The following is a 17,042-nucleotide window of genomic DNA, read 5'->3' as shown; positions in this document are numbered from 1 at the left end:
ATCATCCACCTAGTGCCGGACGGGCCCGCGCCAGCCGTACCAGATGGGCGTTCCCGTCGACGGGCTCGCCATCGGGACCCTGAAGGACGTCCTCCAGACCTATGCGCGTGGACAGTCCCAGCCGTCCGGCCTCATCCACCAGTACCCACGCGGGGGCGTGCTCACCATGGAGAAGCCTCGGACCGGGAACCGCCAGGTCGTCGAGCCGGTGGAGTACGGCGTGCGCGCGGGGCACGGCGGTGCGCGCGTCACCGCCGATGATCTCCACGAGCACGCGGACGCACTCCAGGCCGGCCCCGGCGAGCGCCTCGGCGTCCGCCACGGACCAGACTCCGGCCTCGACCTCCACGCCGAGCCGCTGAAGATCTTTCCACAGATGCGGGAAACCGGGTTCGGACAGGTTCACCGAGGCGAAGTCCGGCCGCTCGTCTGTGGAAAGCGAGTCCCAGCCGCGCACCGCCTCCGTCCGCGTGCGCACATCCCCGCCGGTTATCCACAGGCCTGTGCTCACCCCGACGGGGAGGCCCGGGACGGCCCGCCGTACCGCCCCGACGGCCGCCCCGATGTGGACGGCGCTCAGCGACTCCCTGCCCGCCTCGTCGCGCGGATGGATGTGGACGGCGGCCGCCCCCGCCTCGTGGACCTCACGGGCCGCCTCAGCCAGTTGCAGGGGGGTCAGAGGGAGCGCCGGGTGCTCACCGGGTCTCCTGTTCCCGTTGAGGCACGCCTTGATCATCACCATTCCGGGCTCTTTCCCGGTTTCCACCCTTCTCCCACGCGGGCGAGGACGGCTCCCCACGCGGGAAGGGCGGCGGGGCGCCTCAGCTCGACAGGCGGATCGGCATGATCAGGTAGCGGTAGTCGGGTGCGCCGCCGTCCTCCACAGGCTTGCCGCCGGTGAGGATGGCGGGCTTGGTGGAGGTGGTCATCTGCAGGCGCGCGACGTCGGAGTCGATCGCGCCCAGGCCCTCCAGCAGGAACTGGTGGTTGAAGGCGATGTTGATGTCGTCGCCCTCGAAGTCGACCGGCAGGACTTCCACAGCCTGTGCCTCGTCGCCGCTGCCGGCCTCCAGGACGACCTCGCCGCCGCGGAAGGCCATACGGACCGGGGTGTTGCGCTCGGCGACCAGGGCCACGCGCTTGACGGCCTCGACGAAGCTGCCGACGGGCAGGTCGGCCCGGGCGGAGAACTCGGTGGGCAGCAGCGAGCGGTACTTGGGGAACTCGGGGTCGAGCAGCCGCGTCGTCGTGCGGCGTCCGGCGCTGGAGAAGCCGATCATGCCTTCGCCGGTGCCGCCGACGGAGCTCATCGCGATCTCCACCTCGGCGCCGGTCGCCCCCAGGGCCTTCGCGGCGTCGGCGAGGGTCTTGCCGGGGATCATGGCGATCGCCGAGATGTCGGGCTGCTCGGGCTGCCACTTCAGCTCGCGCACCGCCAGGCGGTAGCGGTCGGTGGCGGCGAGGGTCACTGTGTCGCCCTCGATCTCCACACGCACGCCGGTGAGCATCGGCAGGGTGTCGTCCTTGCCGGTGGCGACCGCGACCTGGCTCACGGCGGAGGCGAAGACGTCGCTGCCCACCCGACCGGCGGCCGGGGGCATCGTCGGCAGGGAGGGATAGTCCTCCACAGGCATGGTGAGAAGTGTGAACCGGGCGCTGCCACAGGTGACGACGGCCTTGGCCCCCTCCACCACGAAATCCACAGGCTGTGCGGGAAGCGCCCGGGTGATCTCGGCGAGGAGCCGGCCGGAGACGAGCACCACGCCCGCCTCACCCGTCTGCGGTTCGAGGGTCACCTCGGCGGAGACCTCGTAGTCGAAGCCGGAGAGCTTGAGCTGGCCGCTCTCCGTGACCTCCAGACGCATGCCGGCCAGCACCGGCACGGAGGGGCGCGCCGGAAGGCTGCGTGCCGTCCATGCGACCGCCTCGGCGAGTACGTCTCGGTCGATCCGGAACATCACGTGGATCTGCCTCCTGTGTGTCGAGCGCTCTCCGCTCGCTGCTCTCGCTGCTTGGGTTTCAAGTGTTCACTGTCCCGCACGTGCGCTCCCCCGGAACTCTTCTATGGGTCTTGAGTTTTCTTATGAGAGATAAGTGGAGTCATCACAGTAGGGGCGGTGGAAACTGTGGACGACCGGTGTTTCCGCAGCTCAGACCTTGTTTTTTCATCCACCGGGGGTGTGGGTGGAGCCTGTGGGAAACCTGGCGGCCTGGGGACAGCCGCGGACTACCCACAGGCCGTCCCCAGATTGCGGGGTCTTCGTCCACCGGTTATCCACGAGGTTTCCCCAGGTTATCCACCGGGTACGAGTCCGTTTTGTGCCTGGGGAAAACTTCGTTCACAGGGCGTCCCCAGGTTGTCCACGAGTTACCAACAGGTTCTCCCCAGGTTCTCCCCAGGGTTGTCCCCACCCACCAAAGCCTGCTCATGTTCTCCGACCCCATGTTGATCATGATTGGGACCTCTATCGATCTTCGGCAGCGACCGGATCATTGATCCACAAGGTTTTCCACAGGCTGTGCATCACCGGTGGGAAAACCTCATCCGTTGCGAGACTGCTGCTTGATCCTCGTGGTGAGTTCGTTGACCTGGTTGTAGATCGAGCGGCGCTCCGCCATGAGCGACCGGATCTTCCGGTCGGCGTGCATGACCGTGGTGTGGTCGCGGCCGCCGAACTGCTGCCCGATCTTGGGGAGCGACATGTCGGTGAGCTCCCGGCACAGATACATGGCGATCTGCCGGGCGGTGACCAGGACCCGCGAGCGCGAGCCGCCGCACAGGTCGTCGATGGACAGCCCGAAGTAGGCGGCGGTCGAGGCCATGATCGTGGCGACCGTTATCTCCGACCCGGCGTCCTCGGTGATGAGGTCCTTGAGCACGACCTCGGTCAGCTGCAGGTCGACCGACTGCCGGTTGAGGCTGGCGAACGCGGTCACGCGGATCAGCGCGCCCTCCAGCTCGCGGATGTTGGTGGAGATGCGGCTGGCGATGTACTCCAGCACCTCGGGCGGGGCGGCCAGGCCCTCCTGGATCGCCTTCTTGCGCAGGATCGCGATGCGCGTCTCCAGCTCGGGCGGCTGGACGTCGGTGATCAGGCCCCACTCGAACCGGTTGCGCAGCCGGTCCTCCAGGGTGACCAGCTGCTTGGGCGCCCGGTCGCTGGAGATGACGATCTGCTTGTTGGCGTTGTGCAGGGTGTTGAAGGTGTGGAAGAACTCCTCCTGCGTCTGCTCCTTGCCCTCCAGGAACTGGATGTCGTCGACGAGCAGGATGTCCACAGCCCGGTAGCGACCGCGGAAGTTGTCCGCCTTGTGGTCGCGGATGGAGTTGATGAAGTCGTTGGTGAACTCCTCCGAGCTGACGTATCTCACCCGCGCGCCGTCGTAGAGGCTCTGCGCGTAGTGGCCGATCGCGTGCAGCAGGTGGGTCTTGCCCAGCCCGGAGTCGCCGTAGATGAACAGCGGGTTGTAGGCCTTGGCCGGCGCCTCGGCCACCGCGACCGCCGCGGCGTGCGCGAAGCGGTTGCTGGAGCCGATGACGAAGGTCTCGAAGGTGTACTTGGGGTTCAGCTTCCCGGGTTCGCCCTGGGTACGGCCGCCGCCGCTCCCCCGCGACTCCCACCTGTTCTGCGCGGGGGCGGGGGCCGGGTTCGGCGCGGGGCGCTCGAAGGCGTCCTGTTCGGGGCGGGGCGGGGCGGGCTGCGGGATGTAGCCGCCCCTGCCGTATCCGGCGCTCTGCTCGGCCGGCTGCGGGCCCGCCGGGGGCTCGCCGGGGAGGTACGGCTGGGCGTTCTCCTCCACCTGTGGATAGGGGTAGGAGAACTGCTGGGCCTGTGGTTGATGCTGTGGATATTCGGTGGACGGCGGACCGGCGGGGCCGGGCACCGGATAGTGGCGCGAAGGGCCGGAAGCGTTGTGGGACGGGGGATTCGCGGGCTGTGCATAACCCTGGGGGGATCCACCACCCTGGGGATAACCCTGCGCGGGAGCCTGGGGATATGTCTCCGGCCTGCCGGGCGCGCCGCCCTGTTCGGGGCCCGCGGCGGAGGGGTCGACCACGACCGCGATCCGCATGGGGCGGCCGAACTCCTGGGAGAGGGCGTGGTTGATCAGGGGGCGGAGCTTGTTCTCCAGCACGTCCCTGGCGAAGTCGGTGGGGGCGGCGAGCACCACGGTGTCGTTCATGAGGCCGAAAGGCCTGGTCATACCGAGCCAGACGCGCTGCTGGGACGGGACGCTCTCGTTGAGGGAGTTCTCCAGCGCCCGTGCCCACACCGCGCCGAGGTCCATAGCGTCCATGGCTCGGCCGTCCTCCTCCCGCGGCCCCCGCAAGCTCACCGCGATCCGTTCTCATCCACACCGATGGCCGCCGAGCGCATCGGATTCTCCCGTCGTCCACACGTCGGCGCCGTGTGGATCCCCGGCGGCGCCAGCCGCGTAATCCACATCGGATCCACACGCTGTACACAGCCCCGTACTGACAGCCAAGCTGTGTTCTGGCAGTAGAGAGAAGGGTTGGAAGGGCCGACAGTAGTCTGTGTCCACAGCGGTGTTCAAGACGTTGTCCACAGCCTAGTGGTAGTGCGAGGTGGGCCGGGTGCACATCCTGTGGACAAAGTTGCGGCAGTGGAAAGGCACCCTGTGGAGCACCCGGCGACCCGCCCTCGGAGGTATCCCGGTTTGACCTGGGACGCGTCCGCCCCGTAACGTACGACGGTCGGCTTGCCACGCGACGGCTATTTCGCATGCCCCGCATCCGGCAAGCCAGCCACTGTCGAGCGTCCCCATGTGCTGGGGACGTGCATTCAAGCCTGGAGCCCACTCGTGAGCAAGCGTACTTTCCAGCCGAACAACCGCCGTCGCGCGAAGACCCACGGCTTCCGGCTGCGTATGCGCACCCGCGCCGGTCGCGCGATCCTGGCCGCCCGCCGCCGCAAGGGCCGCGCTCAGCTCTCCGCCTGACGCGCCGTCCACCGTGCCCGGTCCGCCGGGCCAGGCAGCGTTCCTTCGCCCGCCGGCACGCCCGGCGGGCGAAAGCCGTACCTGCCCAGGGTCGATAAGGTCCTCTCGTGTTGCCGTCCGGGTCCCGCATGCGCCGGGGCGACGAGTTCGCCGACGCGGTCAGGAAGGGCGCCCGTTCCGGCCGCCCCACACTGGTCGCGCACTTTCGCATGCGCCGAGACGTGGACGAACCGCCCTTGGTGGGCTTCGTGGTGAGCCGTGCCGTCGGAGGCTCCGTCGTCCGCAACCGCGTCAAACGCCGGTTGAGACACCTGGTCCGAGACCGTCTCGATCGCCTTCCGCGGGGTAGCCTGCTGGTTGTACGCGCCAATCCACCGGCCGCGTCCGCGCGAAGCGAGCGCCTTGCCGCCGAACTCGACGTCGCGCTGGATCGTTTACTGAGGCGGCGAGAGCCTTCCGCGGCTCACATGGACGGACGACGATGACGGCGCAAGAGCAGACCGCCGGGGCCTCCCCGGCCGCCAGGACCCTGATGGCTCCTATCCGGTTCTACCGGGCCTTCGTGAGCCCCCTGCTGGGTCCCCGTTGTCGTTTCTATCCTTCGTGCAGCGCCTATGGCCTTGAGGCGATCGCCGTTCACGGCGCGTTGCGCGGCGCATGGCTGACGATCCGGAGAATCGGGCGTTGCCACCCATTCCATCCCGGAGGTCTCGACCCGGTGCCCCCACGCCCGACCCGGTCCCACGAAACGCAAGGGAGCTAGCTCGGTGGAGCTGTCCTGGCTCAATTGGCTGTACACAGCCGTCGCCACAGTCATCACCTGGATCCATGCGGGATACAGCACCTTCATCCCGCCGGACAGCGGTCTCAACTGGGCGCTGACCATCATCACGCTCACCGTGCTGATGCGAATCCTGATCTTCCCGCTCTTCCTCAAGCAGATGCGCTCGTCGAAGAAGATGCAGGAGCTCGCGCCCAAGGTCCAGGAGCTGCGCAAGCGCTACAAGAACGACAAGCAGCGCATGAACCAGGAGGTCATGGCGCTGTACCAGGGGGCGGGGGCCAACCCGCTCGGTGGGTGTCTGCCGATTCTGGCGCAGTTCCCGATCTTCATCTCGATGTTCACCGTGCTGCAGGCGATGGCCACCAGCCCGGTTCCCAAGTTCGGCATGACCCAGGAGCTGATGGACAGCGCCCGGGCCGCCCACATCTTCGGCGCCCCGGTCCCCGCGACGTTCTTCACCAGCTCGGCCGACATCATCAAGCTGGGCGCCGACCCGATCGTCGCCAAGGTCGTCATCGCGATCTTCGTGGCGGTCAGCTCGCTGACCACCTTCCTCACCGTCCGGCAGAGCGTGACCCGCTCGATGGCGCAGATGCCGGACAACCCGATGGCGCAGCAGCAGAAGATCCTGATGTACATCTCGCCGCTGTTCGCGATCTTCTCTCTGAACTTCCCCCTCGGCCTGATCCTCTACTGGGTGACCACCAACGTGTGGACGCTCGGTCAGCAGCACTGGTTTTACAGCCGCCACCCGATGCCGGTGATGGACGCCAAGGGGAACATGGTGACGCCCTCGCCCAAGCCGGGACTGATCAGCAAGGTCAGGAAGACGGCCCCCGAGCCCGAGAGCCCGCCCGAGCCGCCGGGGCCCAAGGTCATCCGCCAGCAGCAGCACCGGACCCGTCAGCCCCGCAGCAAGCGCACGGGCGGCAAGAAGCCCTGACCGGGCGACCCCAAGACCCCATCCCGACAGCACGAAGGAGTGGCTGGACGTGACCGAGGCCCAGCAGGAGACCGCGGCCAAAGCGGCTCCCGATCTCGCAGCCCTGGAGCAGGAGGGCGAGATCGCGGCGGACTACCTCGAAGGACTGCTCGACATCGCCGACATCGACGGCGACATCGACATGGACGTCGAGGGTGACCGCGCCGTCGTGTCGGTCGTCGACGTCAAGGGCGGTGACCTGGTGGGCGCCAACGGCGAGGTCCTGGAGGCGCTCCAGGAGCTGACCCGTCTCGCGGTCCACCGCCAGACCGGGGAGCGGTCGCGCCTCATGCTCGACATCGCCGGCTACCGCGACCGCCGCCGCACCGAGCTCAAGGAGCTCGGCACGAAGGTGGCCTCGGAGGTCAAGCGCTCCGGTGAGCCCAAGGCCCTGCGGCCGATGACCCCGTTCGAGCGCAAGATCGTGCACGACGCCGTCGCGGCGGCCGGCCTGCGGAGCGAGTCGGAGGGCGAGGAACCCCGCCGCTTCGTGGTCGTCCTGCCCGCTTAGCCGTTCCGGGGCGCCCGGCGCCCCGTGCTGACGTGACGGTCGCCCGGCCGCCGTCCCCGGTCTTCGGGGACGGCGGCTTTTGCGTTCTCGTACGGCGCGCGGGGCTCGTGTCCCGGTCGTGGAGAGAACGCCGTGGGGGCCGTGGACAAACCATCGTGGGGGAGCGTGGAGTGGTCGCGGGGGACCGTGGGGAAAACCACAGCCATCTTCGCCTCCTCCCTGTTCATGTCGGCCTCGTCGCCAGACCGGCTCTGTCCGGGCGTCGGCTACCGTTGTTTCGCGTAGCGACTGTCGGCGACGGCTCAGCCCCCAGCAGGGGGTGGTCCGCGGATGTTGAGAAAAGAGTGATCGTTCAGTGAGCGACCAGTTGTCCGAGCCGCCCGAGATCGCGCACGAAGTCTTCTCCGGTGACGCCTGGGTCAGGGCGGAGGCGTTCGCTCAGCTGCTGGCCGGCCCCGGCGTGGTGCGGGGACTCCTCGGCCCTCGCGAGGTGCCCCGCATCTGGGACCGCCATCTGCTCAACTGCGCGGTGATCGCCGAGGCGGTCCCCGCCGATGTCCGGCTGGTCGACATCGGCTCCGGAGCGGGCCTGCCCGGCCTCGTGCTGGCGATCGTCCGGCCCGACGTCTCGGTCACCCTCCTGGAGCCTCTGCTGCGCCGTACGGTCTTCCTGGAGGAGTGCGTGGAGGCGCTGAAGCTCGAGAATGTCGAGGTTCTGCGCGGCCGGGCAGAGGAGCTCGCGGGCCGCCGCGAGTTCGACGTCGCCTGCGCGCGGGCGGTGGCTCCGCTCGACCGTCTGCTCAAGTGGGCTCTTCCCCTGCTGCGGGAGGGAGGAGAGCTGCTCGCGATGAAGGGGGAGCGCGCCGCGGAGGAATTGGCCGAAGCCGAAGCACAATTGCGGGCCAGTGGAGTGCGGACAGCCGAACTTGTCTCGGTCGGGCACGGTAAGGTCGAGCCGCCTGCAACTCTCGTCAGGGTGGTCGCCGGTCGGGCCCCCGGCAGAGCGCGGCAGGCCTCTCGCCGGAAGGACCGTGCTCCACGGTCGAAGCAGGCGCGGGGCCAGTAGACGGACAGAGCAAAGCGAGTAGAGCCAGTGGATGACCGTGAAAGTGCGATCGTCGCCATGACGGGCGGTCTCGGCTGGCCCGAGGAGCTTCTTCCCCGGCGGCCCGGACATCCTTCCGGTCTGGGCTGGCCGCCCCCGGTCCCTCCCGCCGTGGCGGGGCCGGGCGCAGTGAGGCCGGTGGAGGAAGCGAGGCCGGACGGACCGGCCGGACCGGCTGGAAGGACGACGACCGTGACCCAGACCCCCCTTAACCCCGGCGACTCGCCGCTGGTACGAGAGGCACTCAGTTCAGTGGTTTCACGTGAAACAACGGTTCCGACCACCACGGTCCCTTCCGGCGGCTCCCCGGGGACGCGGGACGGCGACTGGCCCCGGCCCCCCAAGACGAGGATCTTCACCGTCGCCAACCAGAAGGGCGGCGTGGGCAAGACCACCACATCGGTCAACCTGGCCGCGGCGCTGTCCATGCACGGCCAGCGCGTGCTGGTGGTCGACCTCGACCCGCAGGGCAACGCCTCCACGGCGCTGTCCATCGAGCACCGCGGCGACGTGCCGGACATGTACAAGGTCCTGGTGGAGGACGTCCCGCTCGTCGAGGTGGTGAAGGAGGTCCCGGAGATGCCGGGCCTCTACTGCGCCCCGGCCACCATCGACCTCGCGGGCGCGGAGATCGAGCTGGTCTCCATGGTGGCCAGGGAGGCCCGGCTCCAGCGGGCGCTGGCCGCCTACGACGCCATCGAGCTCGACTACATCCTCATCGACTGCCCGCCCTCGCTCGGCCTGCTCACCGTCAACGCGTTGATGGCGGCCAACGAGCTGCTGATCCCCATCCAGTGCGAGTACTACGCGCTGGAAGGTCTCGGCCAGCTCCTGCGGAACGTGGAGCTGGTGAAGGCTCACCTGAACCCCACGCTGGACCTGTCCACCATCCTGCTGACGATGTACGACGGCCGTACCCGCCTGGCCTCCCAGGTCGCCGAGGAGGTCCGCTCGCACTTCGGCGACCGGGTCCTCAGCACGCTGATCCCGCGGAGCGTGCGCGTCTCCGAGGCGCCGAGCTACGGCCAGTCGGTGATGACCTACGACCCGGGCTCCAGCGGCGCGATGGCCTACATGGACGCCGCCCGCGAGATCGCTTACCGCGGCGCCGCGGTGTGAACGCTGAGAACACCGCGGCCGGCAGCGTCATGAGCACCGGCGTCATGAGCACTGCTGAGGTCATGCACACTACTGGGAGCAGAACCGCGACGCCGGGGGAGGGACAGTGAGCAAGCAGCCGAGAGGACTGGGCCGGGGTCTGGGAGCACTCATCCCGACCGCTCCCCCGGTGGCCGAGGTCCCGGCGGCGGGGACGGCGACGATGACGGCGCCGGAGCCGGCGGCCGGGCAGCGACGTCCGGAGACCAACGGCCACGTCGGCCCGGCACCGGTCGCGGGTGCGTACTTCGCCGAGATCCCTGTAGAGAACATCACGCCCAACCCCCGGCAGCCGAGAGAGAACTTCAACGAGGGTGCGCTGGAGGAGCTGGCCGCCTCGATCAAGGAGGTAGGCCTCCTCCAGCCGGTCGTGGTGCGGCCGGTGAGCGAGGGCCTCTACGAGCTCATCATGGGGGAGCGCAGGCTGCGCGCCTCCAAGCTCGCCGGCCTCGACGTGATCCCCGCGATCGTCCGGGAGACGAAGGAGGACAAGCTCCTCCTCGACGCGCTGATCGAGAACCTCCAGCGCGAACAGCTCAACGGGATAGAAGAGGCGGCCGCCTACCGGCAGCTCCTGGACGACTTCGGCGCGACGCACGAACAGCTCGCCACGCGGATCGGCCGTTCCCGTTCGCATGTGTCGAACACCTTGCGTCTCCTCACCCTCCCGCCGAAGGTTCAGCTGAAGGTCGCGGCCGGAACGATCAGCGCGGGGCACGGACGGGCCCTGGCCGGTCTGCAGAACCCGGCCGCGCAGGAGCGTCTCGCCGACCGGATCGTGGCGGAACTGCTCACGGTGCGCGCGGTCGAGGAGATCGTGGCGGTGGGCGACGTGTCCGCCGCTCCGGCTCCTCCCGAGCCTCGCGCTCCCCGGGCGAAGCCCGCGGAGGACCCGTCACTCCGCCGCCTGGCGGATCGGCTCTCCGACCATTTCGAGACGCGGGTGAAGGTGGACTTCGGTCGGCGCAAGGGCCGCATCGTGGTGGAGTTCGCCACCATCGACGACCTTGAGCGGATCATCGCGACGATGTCCCCGGAGGCCCTGCGTCCGGAGTAGACCCTCTCGGAGGCGCCGAACGGAACGGCCGCCATGTTTCACGTGAAACATGGCGGCCGTTCCGTTCTTCACGAGATCTGAGTGCCGACCTGTCCTTCAGAGTCGAAGGCGGGCCACTGTTTCACGTGAAACATCGTCCGAGGCTCGTCCTCGTCTCCCACCGCTGTTTCACGTGAAACAGAGGGTGTCGGCTAGGAGTGGGCGCTGACGGCCGTGCGGATGTCGGAGACGAAGGTGTCGACCTCTTCGGGGGTGGTGTCGAAGGAGGTCACCCAGCGGACCACGTTCTCGTTGGCGTCCCACATGTGGAAGAGGTAGCGCTGCTGGAGTTCGGTGATCGCCTTCTCCGGGAGGGCGGGGAAGACGGCGTTGGACTGGACCGGCCAGCGCAGGGAGACGCCGGGCAGATCGCTGACGCCGTCGGCGAGGCGGTGGGCCATGGCGTTGGCGTGGGCGGCGTTCTCCCGCCAGAGGCCGTCGGTGAGGAGGGCGGTCAGCTGGACGGAGACGAAGCGCATCTTGGAGGCGAGCTGCATGCCCTGCTTGCGGAGGAACAGCGCCGGGGGGTCCAGCTCGGGGCGCAGGATGACGAGCGCCTCGGCGCCCATGGCGCCGTTCTTGGTGCCGCCGAAGCTGAGCACGTCCACGCCGGCATCCGCGGTGAGGGCGCGCATCGAGCAGCCGAGCTCGGCCGCCGCGTTGGCCAGGCGGGCGCCGTCCATGTGCAGGAAGAGCCCGCGGGAGTGGAGGAACTCCGCGAGTTCGGCGATCTCCTCCGCCGTGTAGGCGGTGCCGCACTCGGTCACCTGGGAGATGGACAGGACACGGGGCTGGGCGTACTGGGTGTTGCCGATGACGGAGAGGTGGTCGCGGATGTCGTCGACGGTGATCTTCCCGTCGTCCGTGGGGCACAGGACGAGCTTGGCGCCGAGGACGCGCTCGGCGGCCCCGCCCTCGTGGGTGTTGATGTGGGCCGTGGCCGGGCACAGGACGGAGTCGTAGGGGCGCAGCATCAGGCCCAGTCCCACCACGTTGGCTCCGGTGCCGTTGAACATCGCGTACGCCGTCGCCTGGTCGCCGAACTCGGCACGGAAGGCGTCCTCCATCGCCTCGGTCCAGGGATCCGCGCCATAGGCGGGGGCGTCTCCGGCGTTGGCCTCGGCGATGGCCGTGAGAATCGCGGGGTGCACTCCCGCGTGGTTGTCGCTGGCGAAGCTCTTGGGAAAGAAAGTGGTGGTCAGCACAGGCCCAGCGTAGGGGAGCGACCCCGGGAGGCCGTCGGGCGGCCGGGCCGTCGGGCGGGGGGCCGTACTTCGGGCCGGGGCGGGAGAAGACCGGGGATCGAGCCGGGGCGCGGGGGTGGGAAGAGACCTGACGCCGGGCCGCGGCGCGGACGGCGGCCGGGCCGCGGCGTGGGCGTGTAGGTGTGCGAAGGGGTGTTCACGAAGGGGTGTTCACGAAGGGGTGTCCGCGAAGGGGTGTCGCGATGGGGTGTGCGAAGGGCGTCGCGACAGGGCGTCAGGTCGTGGCGCGGGCGGCGGCCTGTTCCAGGAGGACGCGGCACAGGGAGCCCAGGTCCTCCCCGGCGGCCTCGGCGGCCATCGGGAGCAGGGAGGTCTCGGTCATCCCGGGGGCCACGTTGACCTCCAGGAAGTGCGGCAGCCCTTCGGCGTCGACGATGAGGTCGGTGCGGGAGATGTCGCGCAGGCCGAGCGCCGTGTGGGCGGTCACGGCCATCTCCGCGCAGGCCGCGGAGGCGGCGGGGGACAGCCGCGCGGGGGCGAAGAACTCGGTGCGGCCGGCGGTGTAGCGGGCCGCGTAGTCGTAGACGCCGTCGTCGGGGACGATCTCGACCGGGGGGAGCGCGACGGGTCCCTCGCCGAGGTCGATCACCGAGACGGCGACCTCCACGCCCTCGATGTAGCGCTCGATCAGAGCGGTGTCACCGTAGGCGAAGCAGCCCACCATGGCGGAGGGGAGCTCCTCGGCGGTGCGGACGATCGAGGCGCCCAGGGCCGAGCCGCCGCGGGACGGCTTGACGAACAGGGGCAGGCCGAGCTGGGCGACGATGCGGGCCAGCACCGCGGAGGCGCCGAGGTCGTGGAAGGTCTCCTTGGGCAGCGTCACCGAGGCGGGGGTGCGCACACCCACTGAACGGACCACCGTCTTCGCGGTGGGCTTGTCGAAGGCGATCCGGCAGGCGTCGGACTCGGCTCCCACGTAGGGGACGGACAGCAGGTCCAGCACCGAGCGGATCGCGCCGTCCTCCCCCGCCCCGCCGTGGAGGGTGACGAAGACGGCGCTCGGCGACTCGGCCAGGATCCAGGGCACGAGGGAGGCGTCGGTGTCGCGGGTCTCGACGGAGACCCCCGCGGCGCGCAGCACCTCCGCCACCCGGCGGCCCGAGCGCAGGGAGACCTCCCGCTCGTAGGACAGCCCGCCCGCCAGGACGAGCACATGTCCCAGATCACTCATCCGAATAACCTCCTAGAGCCCGCACCGGGGCCGCTGAGCCGCGTCTGGTCATCATGAGACGATCGCCGAACGACGATGCCGGAAGTCACCGTACGGCACTCCGCCGCGAGCGGCCACGCACCCGTGCTCCGCAGGCTTCGCGCCTCACCGGTCCCGCCTGCACCACCCGGGACTGGGGTTCCCCGGCCCGGGTGGATGCCGGGCCGGGGGACGGGGTCAGGCGAGGTCGGGGCCGGGGGTGTCGACTCCGATGTGGTCGGGGTAGCTGCCGGTGCCGAAGGTGTCGCGCAGCTGGAGCTCCTGCTCGATCACCCCGGCCAGGCGCCGTACTCCCTCGCGGATGCGCTCGGGCTCGGGATAGCAGTAGGACAGCCGCATGTGCCGGGCCCCGCTGCCGTCGGAGAAGAATCCCGTGCCCGGGACGAACGCCACCCGTTCGGCGACCGCGCGGGGCAGGAGCGCCTTGGAGTCCAGCCCCTCGGGGAGGGTCGCCCAGACGAAGAAGCCGCCGCGCGGGCGCGTCCAGGTGCAGTCGGCGGGCATCAGCGCCTCCAGCGAGGAGAGCATGGTGTCCCGGCGCTCGCGGTAGAGCTCGCGGAAGGTCTTGATCTGCTCGCGCCAGGGCTGGGTCGCCAGGTACTCGCCGACGGCGAGCTGGGTGAAGACGGAGTGCGACAGGACCGCCGACTCCATCGCCAGCACCAGCTTGTCGCGGACGGCGTGCGGGGCCAGGGCCCAGCCGACCCGGAAGCCCGGGGCCAGCGTCTTGGAGAACGACCCGAGATAGACGACCCCTTCGGGGTTGTCGGCGCGCAGGGCGCGCATCGGCTCGCCGTCGAAGCCGAGCAGGCCGTACGGGTTGTCCTCGACGATCAGCACGCCGGCGCGCTGGCAGATCTCCAGGACCTGCTGCCTGCGCTCGGCGTTGAGCGTCACGCCCGCGGGGTTCTGGAAGGTGGGGATCGTGTAGAGGAACTTGATCCGGTTGCCCGCGGTGCGCAGGGCGTAGATGGTCTGCGCCAGGGACTCGGGGATGATCCCCTCGTCGTCCATCGCGATGTGCACGACCTTGGCCTGGTAGGCGGCGAAGGTGCCCAGCGCGCCCACGTAGGACGGGCCCTCGGCGAGGATGACGTCGCCGGGGTCGATGAAGATGCGGGTGATCAGGTCGAGGGCCTGCTGCGAGCCGACGGTCACCACGACGTCGTCGGCGTTGCCCTCGATGCCCTCCAGGCGCATGACGTCGCAGATCTGCTCGCGCAGGTGCGGGTCACCCTGGCCGGAGCCGTACTGGAGCGCGACCGGGCCGCGCCGGGCCACCAGGTCGGAGACCAGCTCTCCCACCACGTCCAGGGGGAGGGCGGTGACGTACGGCATGCCGCCGGCCAGCGAGACCACCTCGGGCCTCGACGCGACGGCGAAAAGAGCTCGGACCTCGGAGGCGACCATCCCGGCAGCTCGTGCGGCGTACCGGTCGACGTAGGCATCGATGCGCGACCCGTGGGCCGCGACGGTCCGACCGTGATCCGGCTCGTGGGACACGGTCCACCTCCTAGGTCGTATGGAGCACTTTGTGCTCAAGCTAGGTGAACAAGGGTACGTCAGCGGCTCCGGCCGCCCGCTCGCGGGACCGGAGACCCGGAAACGAAGACCCCCGCTGGGCTACGATGCCAGCTAGGGACGCCGTTTTCGCGCGTATTTCGCACTAGTCTCGCCAGGATTGGGGCCAACAGGTGTCGCGTCGGCTGGCTAACGTCACTCTCGACAACCTCGATGACCTGCCGCGCCGCTGCCGCCGGTGCGTTTTCTGGGAGCTCGACCCCGTGAGCGGGGAACGGGCGGTGGAAGCCGGTGATCCGGAGCTGGAGAAGGAGGCCTGGATCTCGGCCACCCTCCTCGAGTGGGGCAGCTGCGGAAAGATCGCTTATGTGGACGGCGTTCCCGCCGGATTCGTGCTCTACGCGCCCCCGCTGTACGTGCCGCGTTCGGTGGCCTTCCCCACCTCCCCCGTCAGCGCCGACGCCGTGCTGCTGATGACGGCGCACATCATCCCGGAGTTCTCCGGCGGCGGGCTCGGCCGGATGCTGGTCCAGGGCGTGGCCAAGGACCTCACCCGGCGCGGGGTACGGGCGATCGAGGCGTTCGGCGACCTGAAGTGGGAGAAGGCCGGGATGTGCGTGATGCCCGCCGAGTATCTCCTGTCGGTCGGGTTCAAGACCGTCCGGCCGCACCTGCGCTTCCCCCGTCTGCGCCTTGAGCTCAAGAACGCCGTCTCGTGGCGTGAGGATGTCGAGGTGGCCCTGGAGCGCCTGCTGGGTTCGATGACCCCCGAGCGGGCGCTGCGCCCCGTCTGAGGGCTCCTGAGAGCCTCTGGGACGTCCTGAAGGCTTCCGGGGGCGTCTGTGGGCTTCCGGAGGCGTCCGCGGGCCGCCGGGAGCGTCCGCGGATACGCGAAAGCCCCCTGCGTGGGGCGAGGGGGCTTTCACTGGGTGGGTGTGCCGCTCGGAAGAGCGGTGGTACGGCCGGGCCGCCGTGGGGAGCGTCCGGCCGCAGGGGGCCCTCCAAGGGGCCCCGCCGCGGGGGCTCCCTAGATGATGCCCTCGAGTTCGCGAAGCAGCATGGCCTTCGGCTTGGCGCCGATGATCTGCTTCACAACCTCTCCGTTCTTATAGACGTTCATAGTCGGGATCTGGAGTACGCCGTACTTCTGGGCAATTGCCTGATTTTCGTCGACGTTGAGCTTGACGATCTCCAGCTTCTCGCCCTGCTCGTTCGCGATCTCCTGGAGAATCGGAGCCACCTGGCGGCACGGACCGCACCACTCGGCCCAGAAGTCGACCAGCACGGGCTTGTCACTCTTGAGGACGTCGTTCTCGAAGCTGGCCTCGGTCACGTTCTTGATGGCGCCCACGATTCCTACTTTCTGTTTCCCGATGGTGTGGATGGTCAGCTGTCGTGATCGGCGAGCCAGCGCTCGGCGTCCAGGGAGGCCGAACAGCCGGTGCCCGCGGCGGTGATCGCCTGGCGGTAGGTGTGGTCCACCACGTCGCCGGCGGCGAAGACGCCGTCCAGGTTGGTGCGGGTGGAGGGGGCCTCGACCTTGATGTAGCCCTCGTCGTCGAGCTCCACCTGGCCCTTGACGAGCTCGGTGCGCGGGTCGTGGCCGATCGCGATGAACAGGCCGGTGGCCGCGAGCTCGCTCTCCTCGCCCGTCTTGACGTTGCGCAGCCGTACACCCGAGACCTTCTGGTCGCCGAGGACGTCGACGACCTCGCTGTCCCAGACGAAGCGGATCTTCTCGTTGGCGAACGCGCGCTCCTGCATGATCCTGCTGGCGCGCAGCTCGTTCCGGCGGTGCACGACGGTCACCGAGGAGGCGAAGCGGGTCAGGAAGGTCGCCTCCTCCATGGCGGTGTCGCCGCCGCCGACGACCACGATGTCCTGGCCGCGGAAGAAGAACCCGTCACAGGTGGCGCACCAGGAGACGCCGCGACCGGACAGGCGCTGCTCGTTGGGCACGCCGAGCTGGCGGTAGCCCGAACCCGTGGCCAGGACGACGGTCTTGGCGTAGAAGGTGCCGGTGGCGGTCTTGACCACCTTGGGGGTGACGGTCAGGTCGACCTCGAGCACGTCGTCCGCGACGAGCTCGGCACCGAAGCGCTCGGCCTGCTTGCGCATGCCGTCCATGAGATCGGGGCCCATGATGCCGTCGGGGAAACCGGGGAAGTTCTCCACCTCGGTGGTGTTCATCAGCGCGCCACCCGCGGTGACCGAACCCTCGAAGATCAGCGGCTTGAGGTCGGCGCGCGCGGAGTACACAGCCGATGTGTAACCGGCGGGACCCGATCCGATGATGATCACATTCCGGACGTCCATCACGCGTTGCGCCTTTCCCTCTGTCGTTGCAGTCGCGTCAACAGATCCTAGGCTCCGCTGATTCCCGCCGGATGCGAAAGGCCGCCCCACGGGCGCAAAGCCTCACCGCCCCGGGCGCCGCACGCCGAAAGA

Annotated in this window: 17 protein-coding genes; 9 read left to right on the top strand and 8 right to left on the bottom strand. The window is 69.2% G+C overall.

The window, feature by feature from the left end; translation table 11 throughout:
- Position 1: 1 nt before the first annotated feature.
- From Psi01_RS18905 to dnaA, 3 genes are all read right to left on the bottom strand, one after another.
- Positions 2-742 carry a 3-keto-5-aminohexanoate cleavage protein gene (locus Psi01_RS18905; RefSeq protein WP_204065358.1) on the bottom strand — a complete coding sequence of 247 codons (741 nt, stop codon included), beginning with the start codon at positions 740-742 and terminating at the stop codon, positions 2-4.
- Between the two features lie 79 nt (positions 743-821).
- Positions 822-1,961: a DNA polymerase III subunit beta gene (gene dnaN / locus Psi01_RS18900; protein ID WP_204065357.1), complete on the bottom strand. Its 1,140-nt coding sequence runs from the start codon at positions 1,959-1,961 to the stop codon at positions 822-824.
- 580 nt (positions 1,962-2,541) lie between these two features.
- Entirely contained in the window at positions 2,542-4,299 is a 1,758-nt protein-coding gene (dnaA, locus tag Psi01_RS18895; protein ID WP_204065356.1) for a chromosomal replication initiator protein DnaA, read from the bottom strand.
- A gap of 525 nt (positions 4,300-4,824) precedes the next feature.
- On the opposite strand from dnaA, the gene rpmH reads away from it, so the two are divergent.
- The 8 genes from rpmH to Psi01_RS18855 all read left to right on the top strand — a co-directional run bounded on the left by rpmH (position 4,825) and on the right by Psi01_RS18855 (position 10,559).
- Positions 4,825-4,962: a 50S ribosomal protein L34 gene (gene rpmH, locus Psi01_RS18890; protein WP_184948766.1), complete on the top strand. Its 138-nt coding sequence runs from the start codon at positions 4,825-4,827 to the stop codon at positions 4,960-4,962.
- A 107-nt stretch (positions 4,963-5,069) separates the two neighbouring features.
- Entirely contained in the window at positions 5,070-5,447 is a 378-nt protein-coding gene (gene rnpA / locus Psi01_RS18885; protein WP_204065355.1) for a ribonuclease P protein component, read from the top strand.
- Positions 5,444-5,725: a membrane protein insertion efficiency factor YidD gene (gene yidD / locus Psi01_RS18880; protein ID WP_204065354.1), complete on the top strand. Its 282-nt coding sequence runs from the start codon at positions 5,444-5,446 to the stop codon at positions 5,723-5,725. The genes rnpA and yidD overlap by 4 nt, the downstream gene beginning before the upstream one ends.
- Before the next feature lie 4 nt (positions 5,726-5,729).
- The gene (gene yidC, locus Psi01_RS18875; RefSeq protein ID WP_204065353.1) at positions 5,730-6,689 is read left to right on the top strand and encodes a membrane protein insertase YidC; all 960 of its coding nucleotides are present in this window, start codon (positions 5,730-5,732) and stop codon (positions 6,687-6,689) included.
- Positions 6,690-6,738: 49 nt separating this feature from the next.
- On the top strand, positions 6,739-7,239 hold the full coding sequence (locus Psi01_RS18870) for a Jag family protein (protein ID WP_373872322.1): 501 nt from the start codon (positions 6,739-6,741) through the stop codon (positions 7,237-7,239).
- A 355-nt stretch (positions 7,240-7,594) separates the two neighbouring features.
- The gene (gene rsmG, locus Psi01_RS18865; RefSeq protein WP_204065352.1) at positions 7,595-8,305 is read left to right on the top strand and encodes a 16S rRNA (guanine(527)-N(7))-methyltransferase RsmG; all 711 of its coding nucleotides are present in this window, start codon (positions 7,595-7,597) and stop codon (positions 8,303-8,305) included.
- Between the two features lie 291 nt (positions 8,306-8,596).
- Positions 8,597-9,463, top strand: a complete 867-nt coding sequence (locus tag Psi01_RS18860; RefSeq protein ID WP_275424569.1) for a ParA family protein — start codon at positions 8,597-8,599, stop codon at positions 9,461-9,463.
- A gap of 106 nt (positions 9,464-9,569) precedes the next feature.
- Positions 9,570-10,559, top strand: coding sequence for a ParB/RepB/Spo0J family partition protein (locus Psi01_RS18855; RefSeq protein ID WP_204065351.1), 990 nt, complete (start codon positions 9,570-9,572; stop codon positions 10,557-10,559).
- 191 nt (positions 10,560-10,750) lie between these two features.
- Here the strand turns inward: Psi01_RS18855 and Psi01_RS18850 are convergent, their stop codons facing one another.
- The 3 genes from Psi01_RS18850 to Psi01_RS18840 all read right to left on the bottom strand — a co-directional run bounded on the left by Psi01_RS18850 (position 10,751) and on the right by Psi01_RS18840 (position 14,483).
- Complete coding sequence (locus Psi01_RS18850) at positions 10,751-11,803, bottom strand: threonine aldolase family protein (protein ID WP_204065350.1); 1,053 nt, start codon at positions 11,801-11,803, stop codon at positions 10,751-10,753.
- 274 nt (positions 11,804-12,077) lie between these two features.
- Complete coding sequence (locus tag Psi01_RS18845) at positions 12,078-13,034, bottom strand: D-alanine--D-alanine ligase family protein (RefSeq protein ID WP_204065349.1); 957 nt, start codon at positions 13,032-13,034, stop codon at positions 12,078-12,080.
- Positions 13,035-13,250: 216 nt separating this feature from the next.
- Positions 13,251-14,483 carry an aminotransferase-like domain-containing protein gene (locus tag Psi01_RS18840; protein WP_239127831.1) on the bottom strand — a complete coding sequence of 411 codons (1,233 nt, stop codon included), beginning with the start codon at positions 14,481-14,483 and terminating at the stop codon, positions 13,251-13,253.
- Positions 14,484-14,767: 284 nt separating this feature from the next.
- On the opposite strand from Psi01_RS18840, the gene Psi01_RS18835 reads away from it, so the two are divergent.
- Entirely contained in the window at positions 14,768-15,388 is a 621-nt protein-coding gene (locus Psi01_RS18835; protein ID WP_204065347.1) for a GNAT family N-acetyltransferase, read from the top strand.
- 233 nt (positions 15,389-15,621) lie between these two features.
- On the opposite strand, the gene trxA is transcribed toward Psi01_RS18835, so the two are convergent.
- Together trxA and trxB are read right to left on the bottom strand one after the other, a co-directional pair.
- Complete coding sequence (gene trxA / locus Psi01_RS18830) at positions 15,622-15,945, bottom strand: thioredoxin (RefSeq protein WP_239127827.1); 324 nt, start codon at positions 15,943-15,945, stop codon at positions 15,622-15,624.
- A gap of 35 nt (positions 15,946-15,980) precedes the next feature.
- Positions 15,981-16,913 (bottom strand): thioredoxin-disulfide reductase, encoded by a 933-nt coding sequence (gene trxB, locus Psi01_RS18825; RefSeq protein ID WP_204065346.1) that lies wholly within the window; start codon positions 16,911-16,913, stop codon positions 15,981-15,983.
- Positions 16,914-17,042: the final 129 nt, after the last annotated feature.

The organism is Paraplanobispora siamensis (genome assembly GCF_016863175.1).
Taxonomy (GTDB): domain Bacteria; phylum Actinomycetota; class Actinomycetes; order Streptosporangiales; family Streptosporangiaceae; genus Planobispora; species Planobispora siamensis.
Note: the sequence above shows the minus strand (reverse complement) of the source record. Positions and strands in the feature narration are given on the sequence as shown.

Bases quoted from the DNA above. Each gene is read 5' to 3' on its own strand.
- Psi01_RS18905 (WP_204065358.1), bottom strand. From the start codon at position 742: ATGGTGATGATCAAGGCGTGCCTCAACGGGAACAGGAGACCCGGTGAG.
- dnaA (WP_204065356.1), bottom strand. From the start codon at position 4,299: ATGGACGCTATGGACCTCGGCGCGGTGTGGGCACGGGCGCTGGAGAAC.
- Psi01_RS18845 (WP_204065349.1), bottom strand. From the start codon at position 13,034: ATGAGTGATCTGGGACATGTGCTCGTCCTGGCGGGCGGGCTGTCCTAC.
- yidD (WP_204065354.1), top strand. From the start codon at position 5,444: ATGACGGCGCAAGAGCAGACCGCCGGGGCCTCCCCGGCCGCCAGGACC.
- Psi01_RS18840 (WP_239127831.1), bottom strand. From the start codon at position 14,483: ATGGTCGCCTCCGAGGTCCGAGCTCTTTTCGCCGTCGCGTCGAGGCCC.